The 14834-nt window shown below is 68.2% G+C and carries 10 protein-coding genes; 5 read left to right on the plus strand and 5 right to left on the minus strand.

The window, feature by feature from the left end; genetic code table 11:
* The first annotated feature begins 153 nt into the window (after positions 1-153).
* Together treZ and ACFWF1_RS16720 are read left to right on the plus strand one after the other, a co-directional pair.
* Positions 154-1878, plus strand: coding sequence for a malto-oligosyltrehalose trehalohydrolase (treZ, locus tag ACFWF1_RS16715; RefSeq protein WP_379292146.1), 1725 nt, complete (start codon positions 154-156; stop codon positions 1876-1878).
* Positions 1879-1965: 87 nt separating this feature from the next.
* On the plus strand, positions 1966-3213 hold the full coding sequence (locus tag ACFWF1_RS16720) for a serine hydrolase domain-containing protein (RefSeq protein WP_379292145.1): 1248 nt from the start codon (positions 1966-1968) through the stop codon (positions 3211-3213).
* A gap of 1 nt (position 3214) precedes the next feature.
* On the opposite strand, the gene ilvA is transcribed toward ACFWF1_RS16720, so the two are convergent.
* Together ilvA and ACFWF1_RS16730 are read right to left on the minus strand one after the other, a co-directional pair.
* Positions 3215-4570 carry a threonine ammonia-lyase IlvA gene (gene ilvA, locus ACFWF1_RS16725; RefSeq protein ID WP_379292144.1) on the minus strand — a complete coding sequence of 452 codons (1356 nt, stop codon included), beginning with the start codon at positions 4568-4570 and terminating at the stop codon, positions 3215-3217.
* 99 nt (positions 4571-4669) lie between these two features.
* Complete coding sequence (locus ACFWF1_RS16730) at positions 4670-5107, minus strand: nitroreductase family deazaflavin-dependent oxidoreductase (RefSeq protein WP_379292143.1); 438 nt, start codon at positions 5105-5107, stop codon at positions 4670-4672.
* 88 nt (positions 5108-5195) lie between these two features.
* Here ACFWF1_RS16730 and ACFWF1_RS16735 point away from each other — a divergent pair, with 88 nt between their 5' ends.
* Positions 5196-5423, plus strand: a complete 228-nt coding sequence (locus ACFWF1_RS16735; RefSeq protein WP_379292142.1) for a hypothetical protein — start codon at positions 5196-5198, stop codon at positions 5421-5423.
* Here ACFWF1_RS16735 and ACFWF1_RS16740 read toward each other — a convergent pair.
* On the minus strand, positions 5420-8107 hold the full coding sequence (locus tag ACFWF1_RS16740) for an ATP-binding protein (protein WP_379292141.1): 2688 nt from the start codon (positions 8105-8107) through the stop codon (positions 5420-5422). The genes ACFWF1_RS16735 and ACFWF1_RS16740 overlap by 4 nt on opposite strands.
* A gap of 119 nt (positions 8108-8226) precedes the next feature.
* Here ACFWF1_RS16740 and ACFWF1_RS16745 point away from each other — a divergent pair, with 119 nt between their 5' ends.
* Entirely contained in the window at positions 8227-8838 is a 612-nt protein-coding gene (locus tag ACFWF1_RS16745) for an MspA family porin (protein WP_379292140.1), read from the plus strand.
* 128 nt (positions 8839-8966) lie between these two features.
* Positions 8967-10178, plus strand: a complete 1212-nt coding sequence (locus ACFWF1_RS16750) for a DUF2235 domain-containing protein (protein WP_379292139.1) — start codon at positions 8967-8969, stop codon at positions 10176-10178.
* On the opposite strand, the gene treY is transcribed toward ACFWF1_RS16750, so the two are convergent.
* On the minus strand, positions 10098-12530 hold the full coding sequence (gene treY, locus ACFWF1_RS16755; RefSeq protein ID WP_379292138.1) for a malto-oligosyltrehalose synthase: 2433 nt from the start codon (positions 12528-12530) through the stop codon (positions 10098-10100). The genes ACFWF1_RS16750 and treY overlap by 81 nt on opposite strands.
* A gap of 11 nt (positions 12531-12541) precedes the next feature.
* Entirely contained in the window at positions 12542-14662 is a 2121-nt protein-coding gene (gene glgX / locus ACFWF1_RS16760; protein WP_379292137.1) for a glycogen debranching protein GlgX, read from the minus strand.
* Between the last annotated feature and the right edge of the window lie 172 nt (positions 14663-14834).

Raw genomic sequence — 14834 nt, forward strand, 5'->3', positions numbered from 1 at the left:
TAGGATCCAGTGTTTCGCTCATCATCGATCCTTCCCGCCAAGCAACGCTCGGCGTGTCAGACCAAGATCAAATCCACCGTTTCCCGGACACTCCCCCTCGCCACAACTAGATCAACACGGGCGCGGGTGGTGGGGGCGTGGAATGCTGGCGGGGTGACCTTGTTCGAGGTGTGGGCGCCGCGGGTGGAGCAGGTGCGGGTAGACGTGGATGGTGTCGTCCATCCGATGGGGCGGTCCGGGGGTGGGTGGTGGCAGGCCGAGGTGGCTGCTGCCGAGGGGGCTCGGTACGGGTTTCTGCTCGACGATGATCCGGCGGTGCTGCCGGATCCGCGGTCGGCTCGGCAACCGGACGGCGTGCACGGGCGGTCGGCGGTGCACAGCCTCGATCGGTCGGTGTGGACGGATGCGGGGTGGACCGGGCGGTCATTGGCCGGTGCGGTGTTCTACGAGATGCACGTCGGCACCTTCACCCCGGACGGCACGTTCGATTCGGCGGTCGAGCGGCTCGACTATCTGGTCGATCTCGGGGTGACCGTGGTCGAGTTGATGCCGGTGAACGCGTTCGACGGGACGCACAACTGGGGTTACGACGGGGTGCTCTGGTACGCGGTGCACGAACCGTATGGCGGGCCGGATGGGTTGCAGCGGTTTGTGGATGCTTGCCATGCGCGGGGATTGGCGGTCGCGCTGGACGTCGTCTACAACCATCTCGGTCCCTCCGGGAACTATCTGCCGCGCTTCGCGCCCTACCTCACCGAAGGGCGCAACACGTGGGGGCAGAGTCTGAACCTGGACGGTCCCGACTCGGACGAGGTGCGTCGGCACATCATCGGCAACGCGTTGCGCTGGCTGCGCGACTTCCACATCGACGCGCTACGACTCGACGCGGTACACGCGCTGGTCGATCGGACCGCGAACCATGTGCTCGCCGAACTCGCCACCGAGACAACACGTCTCGCGGCCCACGTGCGCCGGCCGCTCAACCTGATCGCGGAGAGCGACCTCAACGACCCGAAACTGATCACGCCGCGCGCCGCGGGCGGTTACGGCTTGACCGGGCAGTGGAACGACGACCTGCACCACGCGATCCACACCGCGGTCTCGGGTGAACGACAGGGCTACTACGCCGATTTCGGCTCACTGCGCTGCCTGGTGCACACGCTGACGCACGGATTCTTCCACGCCGCAACGTTTTCCAGCTTCCGCGGCCGCACCCACGGCCGCCCGATCGACACCGCGATGATCCCGGGCAGCGCGCTGCTCGCCTACACCTGCAACCACGATCAGATCGGCAACCGCGCCATCGGCGACCGGCCCAGCGCCTATCTGACCGACGGGCAACTGGCGATCAAGGCCGCACTGGTGCTGTGCTCGCCGTACACGCCGATGCTGTTCATGGGCGAGGAGTGGGGCGCGAACACCCCGTTCCTGTTCTTCACTTCGCACACCGACCCGGTGATCGCGGCCGCCACCGCCGACGGCCGCAAGGCCGAATTCGCCGAGCACGGCTGGAGCACCGACGAGGTGCCGAACCCGCAGGACCCGTCGACGTTCCAGCGCTCGAAGCTGAACTGGGCCGAACTCGAAGAAGCCCGGCACATCCGGCTACATTCCTGCTACCGAAAGCTGCTCGCCCTGCGCCGGGAACGACCGGAACTCACCGACCCGTGGCTGACCCACCTCTCGGTCGACCACGACGAGAACGCCCGCTGGATCATCGTGCATCGCGGCGCGCTGAAGCTGGTGTGCAACCTGTCCGAAGACCAGGTCACGGTGCCGGTCACCGGGTTCTCGCTGCTGTCGTGGGAGCCGCCGACCGAAGGCCCGTCGGCGACAACGATTCCCGCGCACTCGTTCGCGATCCTCGCGGACCGGTAGCCGAACTCCGGTTGCGGGAAAGTCACGATAGAAACTGTCCGAGACAGATTCATTGCCGGGTGTGACCGCCGCCATTACCGTAGATAGATGAGCAACGACGCTTCCGGGGATCTAGCGCCGATCCCGACCGGGATGGGTGGCAGCGCCACCGCCGAATTCGCCCCACTGGTGCGCGCTTTCGCCAGGACCTTCGGCCATCGCCGCGGCGCGGGCGGCGCACTGGCGGTGCACCTGCACGGCGAGCCACTGCTCGACATCTGGACCGGATCCGGCGGCACCGGCCCGTGGACGCAGGACACCGGGTCGATCATCTTCTCCGCGACGAAGGGCGTCACCGCCACCGTCATCCACCGGCTCGCCGACCGGGGACTGCTCGACTATGCCGCGCCGATGGCCGAATACTGGCCGGAGTTCGGCGCCAACGGCAAGAGCAAAATCACCGTGCGCCAAGCGATGACGCACAGCGCGGGCCTGTCCGCCTTGGCCCCGATCGCCACCGGCCTCGATGACGTGCTCGATCACGAACTGATGGAACAGCGCCTGGCCGCCGCGAAACCCGATCACCTGCTGGGTGTTCCGGCGTATCACGCGCTCACCTTCGGCTGGCTGATGGCGGGCTTGGCCCGCGCGATCACCGGCCGTCCCATGGCGGAACTGTTCCGCTCCGAGGTCGCCGACCCGCTGGGCGTCGACGGTATCCACCTCGGCGCGCCGCCGCCGGACGCGCCGACCAGCTACGCGCCGCTGGCCGGATCCCAGCTGAGCCTGATCGGAAAACCGGTCAGCGCAATGATATTGGGCCGCAGCCATCGGATCCCCGGTGCGTTGGGCGCGGCCACCCGCTGCCTGTTCCTGCCCGGCCTGGAATCCATCCTGGCCGGCGAGCAGCCGCCGATCCTGAACACCGAGCTCGGCGCGGGCAACGGCGTGTGCACCGCGCCCGCGCTCGCCACCATGTACGGCGCGCTCGCCAACGACGGTGTGGCGGACGGCCGTCAGTATCTGAGCCCGCGAACCATCAAGGCGATCAGGCGGATTCAGACGTACCGGCTCGACCACGCCCTCTTCTATACGCCCATGCTCTGGCGGCTCGGCTACCACTCACTGCCGATGCCGGGCGCCCGCTCCGGATTCGGCCACATCGGTCTCGGCGGTTCCTTCGGCTGGGCCGAACCGCGCCTCGGCCTTTCGGTCGGCTTCGTGCACAACCGGCTGTCGGTGGGCCAAATGTCCTACGACATGTCGGCGGCGTTCTGGATGCTGCCGATGCTGCTGAACTGCCTGCGCGCCACCCGGCGCATCCCCATGGCGGAGACACGCGAGGCGGCGGCTTAGGTCAGGTCAGATAGCGGTAGGCGGGCGAGCCCGGCTCCAGCCGCTCGCACTGGATCGGCGATTCGGCCATCCGGTCCAGCAACGCGCCCAACCCATCTGGGGCACCGAGCTCGATACCGACCAGCGCCGAACCGGTTTCGCGGTTGTTCCGCTTGACGTACTCGAACATGGTGATGTCGTCGTCCGGCCCGAGCACCTCGTCCAGGAAGCGCCGCAGCGCGCCCGGCTCCTGCGGAAAGTCCACCAGGAAATAGTGTTTCAGGCCGCGGTGCACCAGCGAGCGTTCGATGATCTCGCCGTAGCGTGACACGTCGTTGTTGCCGCCGGAGACCAGGCACACCACCGTCGATCCCGGCTCTACCGCGAGCTCGGACAGTGCGGTAACCGCCAGCGCGCCAGCGGGTTCGGCGATGATGCCTTCGTTCTGATAGAGGTCGAGCATGGTCGTGCAGATCGCGCCCTCGTCGACCTGCATCATCCGGAAAGAGCTTGTGCCGCTGGGCGATTCGGTGGTGGTCAGTAACGGCAGCGAGGCATGCGAGACCACCCGGCCGCCGAATCCGGCGACCGCCGCGAACGGCACGGCGCCGATCCGGCGCACCGCGGCACCATCCACGAACGGGTCGATCTCCGGCAGCGTCACCGGTCCGCCCGCGACCAGCGCCGCGGTCATCGAGGCCGCGCCCGCCGGTTCCACGCCGAGGATCGAGGTGTGCGGCGAGCGGTCCCGCAGGTAGGTGCCGACGCCGGCCAGGCAGCCACCGCCGCCGACCGGCACCACGACCAGATCGGGCGAGGTGCCGAGTTGCTCCAGGATTTCCGGCGCGATGGTGCCCTGCCCGGCCGCGGTGCGCACGTCGTCGAACGGCGGCACCATGGTGGCGCCGGTGCGCTCGACATCGTCGGCCGCGGCGGAGGCGGCGGCGTCGTAGGTTTCGCCGACCGCGATCAGCTGCACGAATTCACCGCCGTGCACCCGGATCCGATCGCGCTTCTGCTTGGGGGTAGTGGTCGGCACGTAGATGCGGCACTTGATGCCCATCGCGTGGCAGGCGAACGCCACGCCCTGCGCGTGGTTGCCCGCGCTGGCCGCGACGACACCGGCGGCGCGTTCGCTCTCGGTCAGCTGCATCACCAGGTTGTAGGCGCCGCGCAGCTTATAGGAGCGGACCGCGGACAGATCCTCGCGCTTGAGGTAGACGTCCGCTCCGGTGAGCCGCGAGAGCCGCTCGCTGCGCTGCAGCGGAGTCGGCTCGATAATGTCGGCAATTCGCTTGGCGGCAGCGTCGATCTCGTCCGCGCTCAGCGCGGGACGAGAAGCGGACAGTGCGTCGATGACATCAAGCGGATTGGACACCCGAAATATGCTGCCACCCGCCGCGTCGGGCTGCTGCGGCGGGTGGCGGTGCTGCGCGGAATTAGCTGCCGTCACGTCGGATGATCCGACGTGCTGGGCTCAGTCCCGGGGGGTCAGCACAAACAGTGGGATCGTCCGATCCGTCTTCTTCGTGTATTCGATGTAGTCCGGCCAGACCTCGGTGGCCCGGTCCCACCACACCTGACGCTCGTCATCGAAGACCTCGCGCGCGGTGTAGTCCTTGTTCACGGTGCCGTCACGCAGTTCGACGTGCGGCTCGGCCTTCATGTTGTAGTACCAGACCGGGTTCTTCGGAGCGCCGCCCAACGAGGCGACCACCGCGTATTCGCCGTCGTGCTCCACCCGCATCAGCGGGATCTTGCGTAGCTTGCCGGACTTCGCACCCTTGGTGGTGAGCAGGATGACCGGCTTGCCCTCGTGCGTGGTGCCCTCGGTACCGCCCGAGTTCTCATAGGTCTCGACCTGATCGCGGGCCATGGCGTACGGGCTCGGTTCGTATTCTCCTGTCAATGGCATGCCTGAGGGAACGAATCCGGGTTCGACTGTGTTCCCGGCAACACAAAGTTCGGTAGACCGAACATCGCAGTCCGTCTATCCTTACTAGATGGCAGTTGTTCACCCGTCGGCCCGCTCCGCGACAGTTGAGATCGCGGGGAGCGCGTGGCCGGTATACAAGCTCGAGGCGCTGGCCGCCGCGCTGGTGACCTGTCTGATCCTTGCGCTGATCCTCGGTTCTCCGCAGGTCGCGGTGCTGATCGCCGCCGCGGTCGGTGCGGGCCGCTGGCTGGTCGGGCTCGCCGTCGCGCGTCGCTCGGCCGACCGAACCGGCTAGTTCGCGTCGAGCGGGAGATCCGCCAGTTCACCTCGCGAGACCACGCCCAGCTTCGGATAAGCCTTGTACAGGTGATGGCCGACCGTGCGCGGGCTGAGGAACAACTGCGCGGCGATGTCCCGGTTGGACATGCCCTGCGCCGCCAATCGCACGATCTGTAGTTCCTGCGGCGTCAGCGCGGCCAGTACACCGTGTGCGGGCCGGGTCGAGGTTCCGACGCCGAGCGCCCCGAGTTCGGTCCGCGTTCGCTCTGCCCACGGCACGGCGTCGAGTCGCTCGAAGGTCTCCAGCGCGGGCTGCAGCTGTGTCCGCGCATCGGCTTTCCGTCGCGTGCGGCGCAACCATTCGCCATACAGCAGTTGGGTTCTGGCCTGTTCGAACGGTCGGCCGCCGAGCCGCAACGCCGCGAGGTAGTGCTGCTCGGCATTCGCCTCATCGACCAGGGCACGGCAGCGATGCGCCAGCGCTTCGATCCAGTCCTGCCGCGAGACTGTCGCCCACTCGGTCAGCCGGTCCAGTGCGTCGCCTGCGCGAGCCGGGTTACCGAGCCGGACCGCCGCCTCGATCAAATCGGGCAGGGCACGTCGCCCGGACACGTGATGACGTGCGGGCTCGCTGGTCAGCAACGTCAACCTGGCCAACGCACCGTCGACCTTGCCGAGCCCGAGTTCCAGCAGGCCGAGTGCGAGGTGCGTCCAGGGCGCACCGGGCGCGGCACCGCCGCCGAACTCCTCGGCGAGCGCCCGGTCCACCAACTCCCGGCATTCCTCCGCCCGGCCTTCCAACGCGGCCAGATACGCCAAATACGCCGACAGCTGGCTGATCCACTGCCCGTACCCGAGGTCGGTCGCGATCCGCAATCCTTCGGTCGCGGCAACACGGCCCTCACCCGGCCTGCCGAGAAAAGCCTCGCCCTCGGCGCGGAAGAACAGCAGCGTCGGCAGCAACGCGATCCGGCCCTGCTCGCGGCATTCGGCGATGAGCTCGCCCGCCAATTCGGTGACGTGATCGTCCTGGCCGACCACCAGGCCTATCCCGCACATCTGCACCAGATCCCGTGGACTGTCCGCGCCCGCTTGCCTGGCCGCGACCGCCGCTGCGCGCAGATCGACAGTGAACCGACCGTTGATCGCCGCGACCGTGTACCGCGCGATGGGCGCCAGCGGTGCGCTGTCCGGCAGCGCGAGCGTCGTCAGGGCATCGACGACCTCCGCCAGCTCCGGCGCACCGAGATACCAGGCCGTGTGCAACGCCTGCGCGAGAATGCGCGCCGCCCGCGGTGGTTCGGACTCGCGCACCGCCGCGGCCGCGCCGAGCAATAACCGATGCGCCGAAAGTGGCTTGCCCGCACCGAATTCCGCGACACCGCGGACGAGATCGAGCCGCGCGAGTATCAGCGGATCGGTCGTCTGCGCCGCCGCGCGCTCGGCAAGCTGCCCGGCCAGATCGGGCAGGCCCGTCTCGCCGGCGGTCTCGGCGGCGAGCACCAACCTGCGCAGTCGATCCGCTGGGACGGTACTGAGTCCGGCCGCGCGCTCGTAGGCCGCGACAGCGCCGTGATACCCACTACGCTCGCGCGCCCGATCCGCAGTGAGTTCTAGTGCGGCAGCGGTGGTTTCATCCGGACCGGTCGCCGCCGAGGCCAGGTGCCAGGCCCGTAGATCGGCGTCCTCGGCCGAGGTGAGTGCCTCGGCGAGTGCACGATGCGCGGTGAGACGCTGGGCCAGCGGCGCGCCCTGATAGACCGCCGAGCGCAGCAGCGGATGCCGGAAGGTCAGCGTCCGTCCGTCGCTGTGCACCAGCCCGGCGTCTTCGGCGGGCGCGAGATCGGCGAGCTGCGCATCGAGGGCGGCGCCCGCGCGCAAGACGGTGGCGAGTGCGGCGTTGCCCGCAGCGGCCGCGACCAGCAGCAGCACTCGCGTGCGCGGGGGCAGCCTGCTCACCTGACCGTGAAAGGCGACCTGCAGTCGCTGCGTCAACGGCAGCGGATTCGGGCCCGCCCCAGGCGATTCCGCCGCGAGCACGGCGGGCAGTTCACGCAACGCCAGCGGATTGCCACCGGCCTCGCCGAGCAGCCGATAGCGCAGTACCGGCGACAGATCGGGATCGCGGCTGTCCACCAGGGCGGCCGCGGCCTCCGGTGGCAACCCGGTCACGATCAGCTCGGGCAGGTCGGGCGCGGGGAAGACGTCCGCGCCCTGGCGGGTCGCGAAGATCATCACCACGCCCTCCGTGTCGAGCCTGCGCGCCGCGAACAGCAGCGCCTCCGCGGTCGCGTGATCGAGCCAGTGCGCGTCATCGATCAGGCAGAGCAACGGCCCGTCGGTCGCCTCCTCGGCCAGCAGCGACAGCACGGCGAGCCCGATCAATAGCCGATCACCTGGATCCTGCTGTGCCAGACCGAAAGCGCCGCGCAACGCGTCGCGCTGCCGGTCGGGCAGGGTGTCCAGTAGTGCGATGCCCGGCCGCACCAGCAGATGCAGTCCGGCGAAAGGCAATTCGGCCTCGGATTCGATGCCCGCGCTGCGCACCGTCGGAAGACCTTGGGCCGCCGCGTAATCCAGCAGCGCGGTTTTGCCGATCCCGGGTTCGCCGCGCACCACCAGCGCGCTGCTCCGGCCGTCCCGTGCCGCCGCGAGAAGCCGATCGATACGTGCCTGTTCGGCTTGTCTTCCCTGGAGCATCTGCACACCGTAGCGCTCTGCTGGACAAGCGATCAGTGTCGGCCCGAGTCGAGGTCGGCGCACGATTCTGCCGTGTCGCACGCCGACGATATAGCGAACGGCTACTAAGGTTCGAAGCTATGGGGTCGAATGTGAAAAGGACTGTGCAGGCCTTGGCGGGCGTCGCCGTGACCTGCGCGTCCGTTGCCGCCCTAGCGCCCGCGGCGACCGCCGAGGTGATCAGCATGCCCCCGCACGAGAAGTCGTTCATTCCACCGGGTGACGGCGGGAAGAAGTTCACCGTCGGCAGCCGGGAGGAGTACATCTATCGGATCCCGCCGTTGAACTTCATGGGCACCACCCGGGAGGCCCTGGTCACGTCGATCGGCTACGGCCAGATCGAGGGGGCGACGGCGGGCAAGCTCCGCATCGGTTATCACGTCGGCTGTGCGGTGACCATCGGCGCGGGCACCCTCGGCGCGACGCCCGACCTCGTCATCGGGCAGCAGCCGAGCTTCAATCCGAATCCGGTCGCCACACTGAATCTCGCGCCGGGTGAGGTCGGCGAGGTCGCGATCGCGGAGAAGGACATGATCCCCGGCAAGCTGATTCAGCTCAGCTTCCGCGATTTTCACATCAAGGTGAATTCGTGCACCGGCCCGGTCACCCTCCGGCAATACGCCTACGTGGATTACAAATCCCCCGAGGTCGACGATTCCGGCGCCGTGTTCGGCGATCCCACCTGGCTCTGAGGCACTGAGTCCCGCTCGCTACCTGGTTGAAACAGGTGTTGTTCATTAACACTGTTCACCGGGTGCTCGATTATTCGAGTAGTCGAGTACGCGGGTTCCGGTAGGGGCCCGGCGGGAGGATCTGGTTCATGAAACGCCTGGTCGTATGTTGTGACGGCACCTGGAAAGCGGAGTCGAGCACGACGGTATCCAACATCATCAAAATCGCCCAGACGATCCGGTACGACGCGCCCGGCCCGCTGGGGGAGACGATCCAGCAGTGGGTCACCTACGTGTCGGGGCCGGGTGCCCGCGGCTTCCTGTCCGATCGGCTGATGGGTGGTGCGTTCGGGCTCGGCCTGGAGGCGAACCTGTCGTCCGCGTACTGGCACCTGGCGTTGAACTGGCAGCCGGGCGACGAGATCTACATCTTCGGGTTCAGTCGCGGTGCGTTCACCGCGCGCAGCCTGTCCGGCCTGATCGACCGCATCGGGATCCTGACACCGGCGGCGATGATCAACGGGAAATATCCGGAGGCGCTGCAGATTCATCATCAGGTCGCGCCGAAAGACGGCACGATTCCGCAGGAATGGCTGGATTTCCGCAGGGACAACTGCCACAAGGTCGCGCCCAAGGTCAACTTCCTCGGCGTCTTCGACACCGTCGGCGCGCTCGGCGTGCCCGGACTCACCTCGCTGCGGTACAAGTTCCACGACGTCAAACTCGCCCCGAGCGTGCACTGCGCCAGGCAGGCGCTGGCCATCGACGAGCGGCGGCGCAACTTCGAGCCGTGCCTCTGGGAGGTGCCGGTCGAGCCGAATGTGAAGTACCGCAGGGGATTCCAGCGGGTGAAGCAGGTGTGGTTCGAGGGCGTGCACAGCGACATCGGCGGCGGCTACGCCCAATGCGGGCTGTCCGACATCACGCTGCGCTGGATGGTGCGCGAGGCCGAATCTGTCGGACTGGCCTTCGATCGGGACCGGCTGGACGAGCTGTCCAACACCTGCCGTGCCGCCGACGCCGTGGCGCACATGCAGCCGCATTCGTCGCTCGGCCTCGGCTACCGGATCCTGAATGTGGTCCGTACCCTGCGTCATCCGCGCAGCACGCGGTTCTATCTGGACTCATGGCGCCAGCTGGCCAACGGCCACGAGCAGGGCGTCCGGCTGGCCTCGCTGGTCAACGAGGACGACGAGTACCGCCCGCCGAACCTGCGCCGGTGGCGCGCGCGGTTCGGTGGCATGTTCCCCGAGGAGCTGCTGGAGAAGGTCAGCCCGGTCTCAGCGCACCAGGAGGGCGACTGGGAGCCTGCCGAAGAGCTTCTCCAGCCGGGCCCGCCCCTGGAATGTGTGGCCGGTTAGCCGGTCCGTCCAGTTTCCCTGCGGGAGGTCGAGAGTCGTGTCGCCCCAGCCGGTTTCGGCGAGATCGACGCTGTGCCTGGTGGTCGCGACGATCACCTCCGGTGCCGCGCCGACCCGGCCCCTGGCGAAGGACACCAGCCTGCTCGCCTGCTCGCCGATGGCGAACAGCGGCAGGTAGGAGCCGCCGACGAAGCAGTCGGGGCGCTCCCGGCGCAGCCACAGCGCGTACGCGACGATCCACATCTTCGCCGCGCCGGTGGTGTCCAGCGCCGGTGTGCCGGTGAGTGATTGCAGCATGCCGGTGCGGACCGCGAAGTCCACCGGGCGCCGGTTGTCCGGGTCGACGAGCGAGTCCTCCCACAGCTCGCAGCCCTGATAGATGTCCGGGATGCCGGGGCCGCAGAGCTGAAGCAGCTTCTGCGACAACGCATCCGACCAGGCATGCGGCGCCAGCTCGTGCACCAGGTCGCCGAGCTCGGAGCCGACGGGGCCGTCGATCACCGCGTCGATCCAGGTGTGCACCGCGGTCTCGAACTCGGCATCCGGTTCCTCCCAGGAGGATTTGGTGCCTGCCTCGCGAATCGACTTCTCGGCGAACTGGTGCAGCCGGTCCCGCAAACCCGGGACCGAGGCGGCGGGACGGCCGTCGGCGGGCCAGACCCCGAACATGTTCTGCAACAAGAACAACGTGGTCGCGCCGTCCGGTCCCGGCGTCGTCTCCTCCCAGGACTCGACGTTCTCCGCCCAGGTGTCGGCGGCCTGGGAGAGCACGCCGATGCGGGCGCGCACATCCTCGCCGCGCTTGGTGTCGTGCGTGGACAGCGTCGTCATGGTGGCGGGCCAGCGCTGCGCGCGTTCGCTGTTGGACAGGTGGAACTCGTTGAGCGAGTGGGCGAATCGCGCCGGATTGCCGCCGACCTCCTGCAGCGAGACCAGCCGGGCGGCCTGATAGAACATGGTGTCCTCCACCGCCTTCGCGGTGACCGCGCCGCAGACCTGGCTGAACCGCACCGCCGCCTCACCATCCGAGGCCAGCGCGGCGACCAGCACCGCGAGCGGCGCGGTGAGTTCGCTGTTGCGCTTCTCCACCTCGGCGATGACGGCGCCGATCATGCCGGCCAGCGGCGCGTAGTCGGCCCGGTACACCGGCATGAAGGCGAGCACCTCGATGGTGGCGTTGGTCATCGCCATGGTGTCGAAACTGTCCGCGCCCGCGTCCCGCTTGATCGCCGCGACCAGGCGCCGAACCTCCGGCGCCAGAATGCTTTCCGCGACCGCCCGCTTGATCCGGTGCTCGGTCTCGCCGATCCAGGCGCGGTCGCTGCCGTGCCCGGCCACCTTCTTGGACAGCTCGGTGAGCGCCTGCTCGCCGTCCGGGTCGATGAGCACGCCGCCGAGGTCGGCGAGCGCGTCGTAGCCGGTGGTGCCGTCGACCGGCAGGGTCGAGTCGAGCGGCTCGCGGTTGGCCAGGATCTTCTCGATCAGCAGTAGGCGGTTCGGGCCGATCAGCCTGCGCACCCGCGCGAGATAGGCGGCGGGATAGGACAATCCGTCCGGGTGGTCGATCCGCACGCCGTCGATGAGGTCGTGTTCGCACCAGGCGGCCAGCTCGCGATGGGTGACCTCGAAGACCTCCTTGTCCTCCTGGCGGACCGCGGCGAGGCTGCTGACCGCGAAGAACCGGCGGTAGGTGCACACGCCCGCCTTCCAGCTCACCAGGCGGTAGTGCTGCTTGTCGTGGATGCGCAGCGCGTTGTCGCCGTCGGTGCCCTGCGCGATGGGGAAGCGCAGATCATGCAGGGCCAGCATCGGTTCGGAGCCGGAGCGATCGACGGTGAGTGCCGCCGGGTCGTTCTCGCTCTGTAACACGGGCAGGGCCAGGCGGCCGCCCGCGCCGTTGGCGGCGCTCCAGTCGATGTCGAAGTAGTGCGCGAAGGCGGATTCGCGGCCGTTGCGCAGCACGTCCCACCACCACTTGTTCTGTCGCGGATCGGCGACGCCGACGTGGTTGGGCACCATGTCGACGACCAAACCCATGCCGCGGCTGCGCACTTCGTCGGACAGTGCCTTGAGCCCGGCGGGCCCGCCGAGCGCGGCCGAGACCGTGGTGGGGTCGGTGACGTCGTAGCCGTGCGTCGAACCGTGTGCCGCGGTGAGGATCGGCGACAGGTACAGGTGCGAAATGCCCAGCTGCTGCAGGTATTCCGCGATCGTCCTGGCATCGCTGAAGGTCAGCGCGTCCGGCCGCAGCTGCAGCCGGTAGGTGCTGCGGATGGTGGTCGGCCGAGCCGGGGTGCGGCGCAGCGAGAGTGGATCGGTCACGTGCGTCTCGGTGGACTCCGGTGTGGTCATGGGTGTTCCGGTCATCCGTCGTGACGCAGAACCAGCAGACAACGGGATTCGACCGGTAGGGTCGCCGCCGCGGGGTAGGTGGCGTCGGACCGGCCGGTCGGCGTCGAGCAGTCCAGGGCGACGGCCCAGTGCGTGCCGTAGTCGGAGTTCGGGAGGGTGAAGTCCATGGCCTCGTCGTGGGCGTTGAAGCACAGCAGGAACGAGTCGTCGGTGATTCGTTCGCCGCGCGGGTCGGGTTCGTGGATGCCCTTGCCGTTGAGGAATACGGTCAGGGACTTGCCGAAGCCGCTGTCCCAGTCCGCGGTGGTCATCTCCGCGCCCTCCGGGGTGAGCCAGGCGATGTCGCGCGCGCGATCCTTCGACCGCACCGGCCTGCCGTCCAGGAAGCGGCGGCGCCGGAAGACGGGGTGCTCGGTGCGCAACGCGATCACGTTGCGGGTGAATTCGAGCAGGTCCGAATTCTGCTGCATCAGTGACCAATCCATCCAGGCCAGCGGGGAATCCTGGCAGTAGACGTTGTTGTTGCCGTGCTGGGTGCGGCCCATCTCGTCGCCGTGCGCGAGCATCGGCACACCCTGGCTGAGCACCAGCGTGGCCAGCAGGTTGCGACTCTGCCTGGCGCGCAACGCGAGAATGTGCGGGTCGTCGGTGTCGCCCTCGACACCGCAGTTCCACGACCGATTCCAGCTCTCCCCGTCGCGGTTGTCCTCGCCGTTCGCCTCGTTGTGTTTCTCGTTGTAGGACACCAGGTCCCGCAGGGTGAACCCGTCGTGCGCGGTGATGAAGTTGATGCTCGCGCTGGGCCTGCGGCCGGTGGCCTCGTACAGGTCGGAGGAGCCGGTGAGCCGGGAAGCGAACTCGCCCAGCGTGGCAGGCTCGCCGCGCCAGTAGTCGCGCACGGTGTCGCGGAACTTGCCGTTCCACTCGGTCCACAGGCCGGGGAAGTTGCCGACCTGGTAGCCGCCCTCGCCGACGTCCCACGGCTCGGCGATCAGCTTCACCTGACTGACCACCGGATCCTGTTGCACCAGATCGAAAAACGTGGACAGCCGGTCGACGTCGTGCAGCTCGCGGGCCAGCGTGGCGGCCAGGTCGAAGCGGAAGCCGTCGACGTGCATGTCGAGCACCCAGTAGCGCAGCGAGTCCATGATCAGCTGCAGTGTGTGCGGGTGCCGCACGTTCAGGCTGTTGCCGGTGCCCGTGTAATCCATGTAGTGCGAAGGGTCGTCGTCGAGGACGCGGTAGTAGGCGGCGTTGTCGATGCCGCGGAAGCCGATGGTCGGCCCGAGATGGTTGCCCTCGGCGGTGTGGTTGTAGACCACGTCGAGGATCACCTCGATGTCCTCGGCGTGCAGCGCGCGCACCATCGCCTTGAACTCGGTGACCGCCGAGTCGGCGCGTTTGATGGCGGCGTACTCGTTGTGCGGCGCGAGGTAGCCGAAGCTGTTGTAGCCCCAGTAGTTTCGCAGCCCCTGGTCGAGCAGCACGCTGTCGTGCAGGAACTGGTGCACCGGCATCAGCTCGATCGCGGTGACGCCCAAGCCTTTCAGGTGCTCGATGATCGCCGGATGCGCGATGCCGGAGTAGGTGCCGCGCAACTCTTCCGGCACGTCGGGGTGGGTGGCGGTCATGCCCTTGACGTGCGCCTCGTAGATCACCGTCTCGTGATACGGCCGGTTCGGCGCGCGGTCGGTGCCCCAGTCGAAGTACGGGTTGATCACCACGCCCGCCATGGTGTGGCCGAGCGAGTCGAGGCCGTGCGTGTACAGCGACGGGTCGTTGTCGAACTCGCCGTCGAACGCCTTGCCGTACGGGTCGAGCAGTAGTTTGCTCGGGTCGCAACGTAATCCGTGGTCCGGATCGTAGGGGCCGTGCACCCGGAAGCCGTAGCGCTGGCCCGGTCCGACCGCGGGCAGGTAGGCATGCCAGACGTACCCGTCGACCTCGTCCAGGGGCACCCTGGACTCGGTGCCGTCCCGGTCGATCAGGCATAACTCGACGGCGTCGGCAACCTCGGAGAACACCGAGAAGTTGGTGCCCGCACCGTCGTAGGTCGCGCCCAGCGGGTATGCGGTACCGGGCCACACACCGAGTGGTGTCGCGTCACCGGACGCGGAGTCGGGCTGAGCCATAGCAACGACATTAGCGGCAGCGGCATATCACTCGGCGCGGGTGGTGACGACTGGCAGTCTCGGCGGGGATCTGGGCAGCCGTCCAGCCAGCGCTGCGGGTGGTTCGGCAGAACGGCCGATCGGGCCCTTCCGCCCAGTACGACGCGCTGCGCCCAGCAGGCGGTCCCGGCCG

Source organism: Nocardia sp. NPDC060255, assembly GCF_042727395.1.
Taxonomy (GTDB): Bacteria; Actinomycetota; Actinomycetes; order Mycobacteriales; family Mycobacteriaceae; genus Nocardia.

Bases quoted from the DNA above. Each gene is read 5' to 3' on its own strand.
- ACFWF1_RS16720 (WP_379292145.1), top strand. From the start codon at position 1,966: ATGAGCAACGACGCTTCCGGGGATCTAGCGCCGATCCCGACCGGGATG.
- ACFWF1_RS16730 (WP_379292143.1), bottom strand. From the start codon at position 5,107: ATGCCATTGACAGGAGAATACGAACCGAGCCCGTACGCCATGGCCCGC.
- ACFWF1_RS16735 (WP_379292142.1), top strand. From the start codon at position 5,196: ATGGCAGTTGTTCACCCGTCGGCCCGCTCCGCGACAGTTGAGATCGCG.
- ACFWF1_RS16740 (WP_379292141.1), bottom strand. From the start codon at position 8,107: ATGCTCCAGGGAAGACAAGCCGAACAGGCACGTATCGATCGGCTTCTC.
- ACFWF1_RS16745 (WP_379292140.1), top strand. From the start codon at position 8,227: ATGGGGTCGAATGTGAAAAGGACTGTGCAGGCCTTGGCGGGCGTCGCC.
- ACFWF1_RS16750 (WP_379292139.1), top strand. From the start codon at position 8,967: ATGAAACGCCTGGTCGTATGTTGTGACGGCACCTGGAAAGCGGAGTCG.
- treY (WP_379292138.1), bottom strand. From the start codon at position 12,530: ATGACCACACCGGAGTCCACCGAGACGCACGTGACCGATCCACTCTCG.
- glgX (WP_379292137.1), bottom strand. From the start codon at position 14,662: ATGGCTCAGCCCGACTCCGCGTCCGGTGACGCGACACCACTCGGTGTG.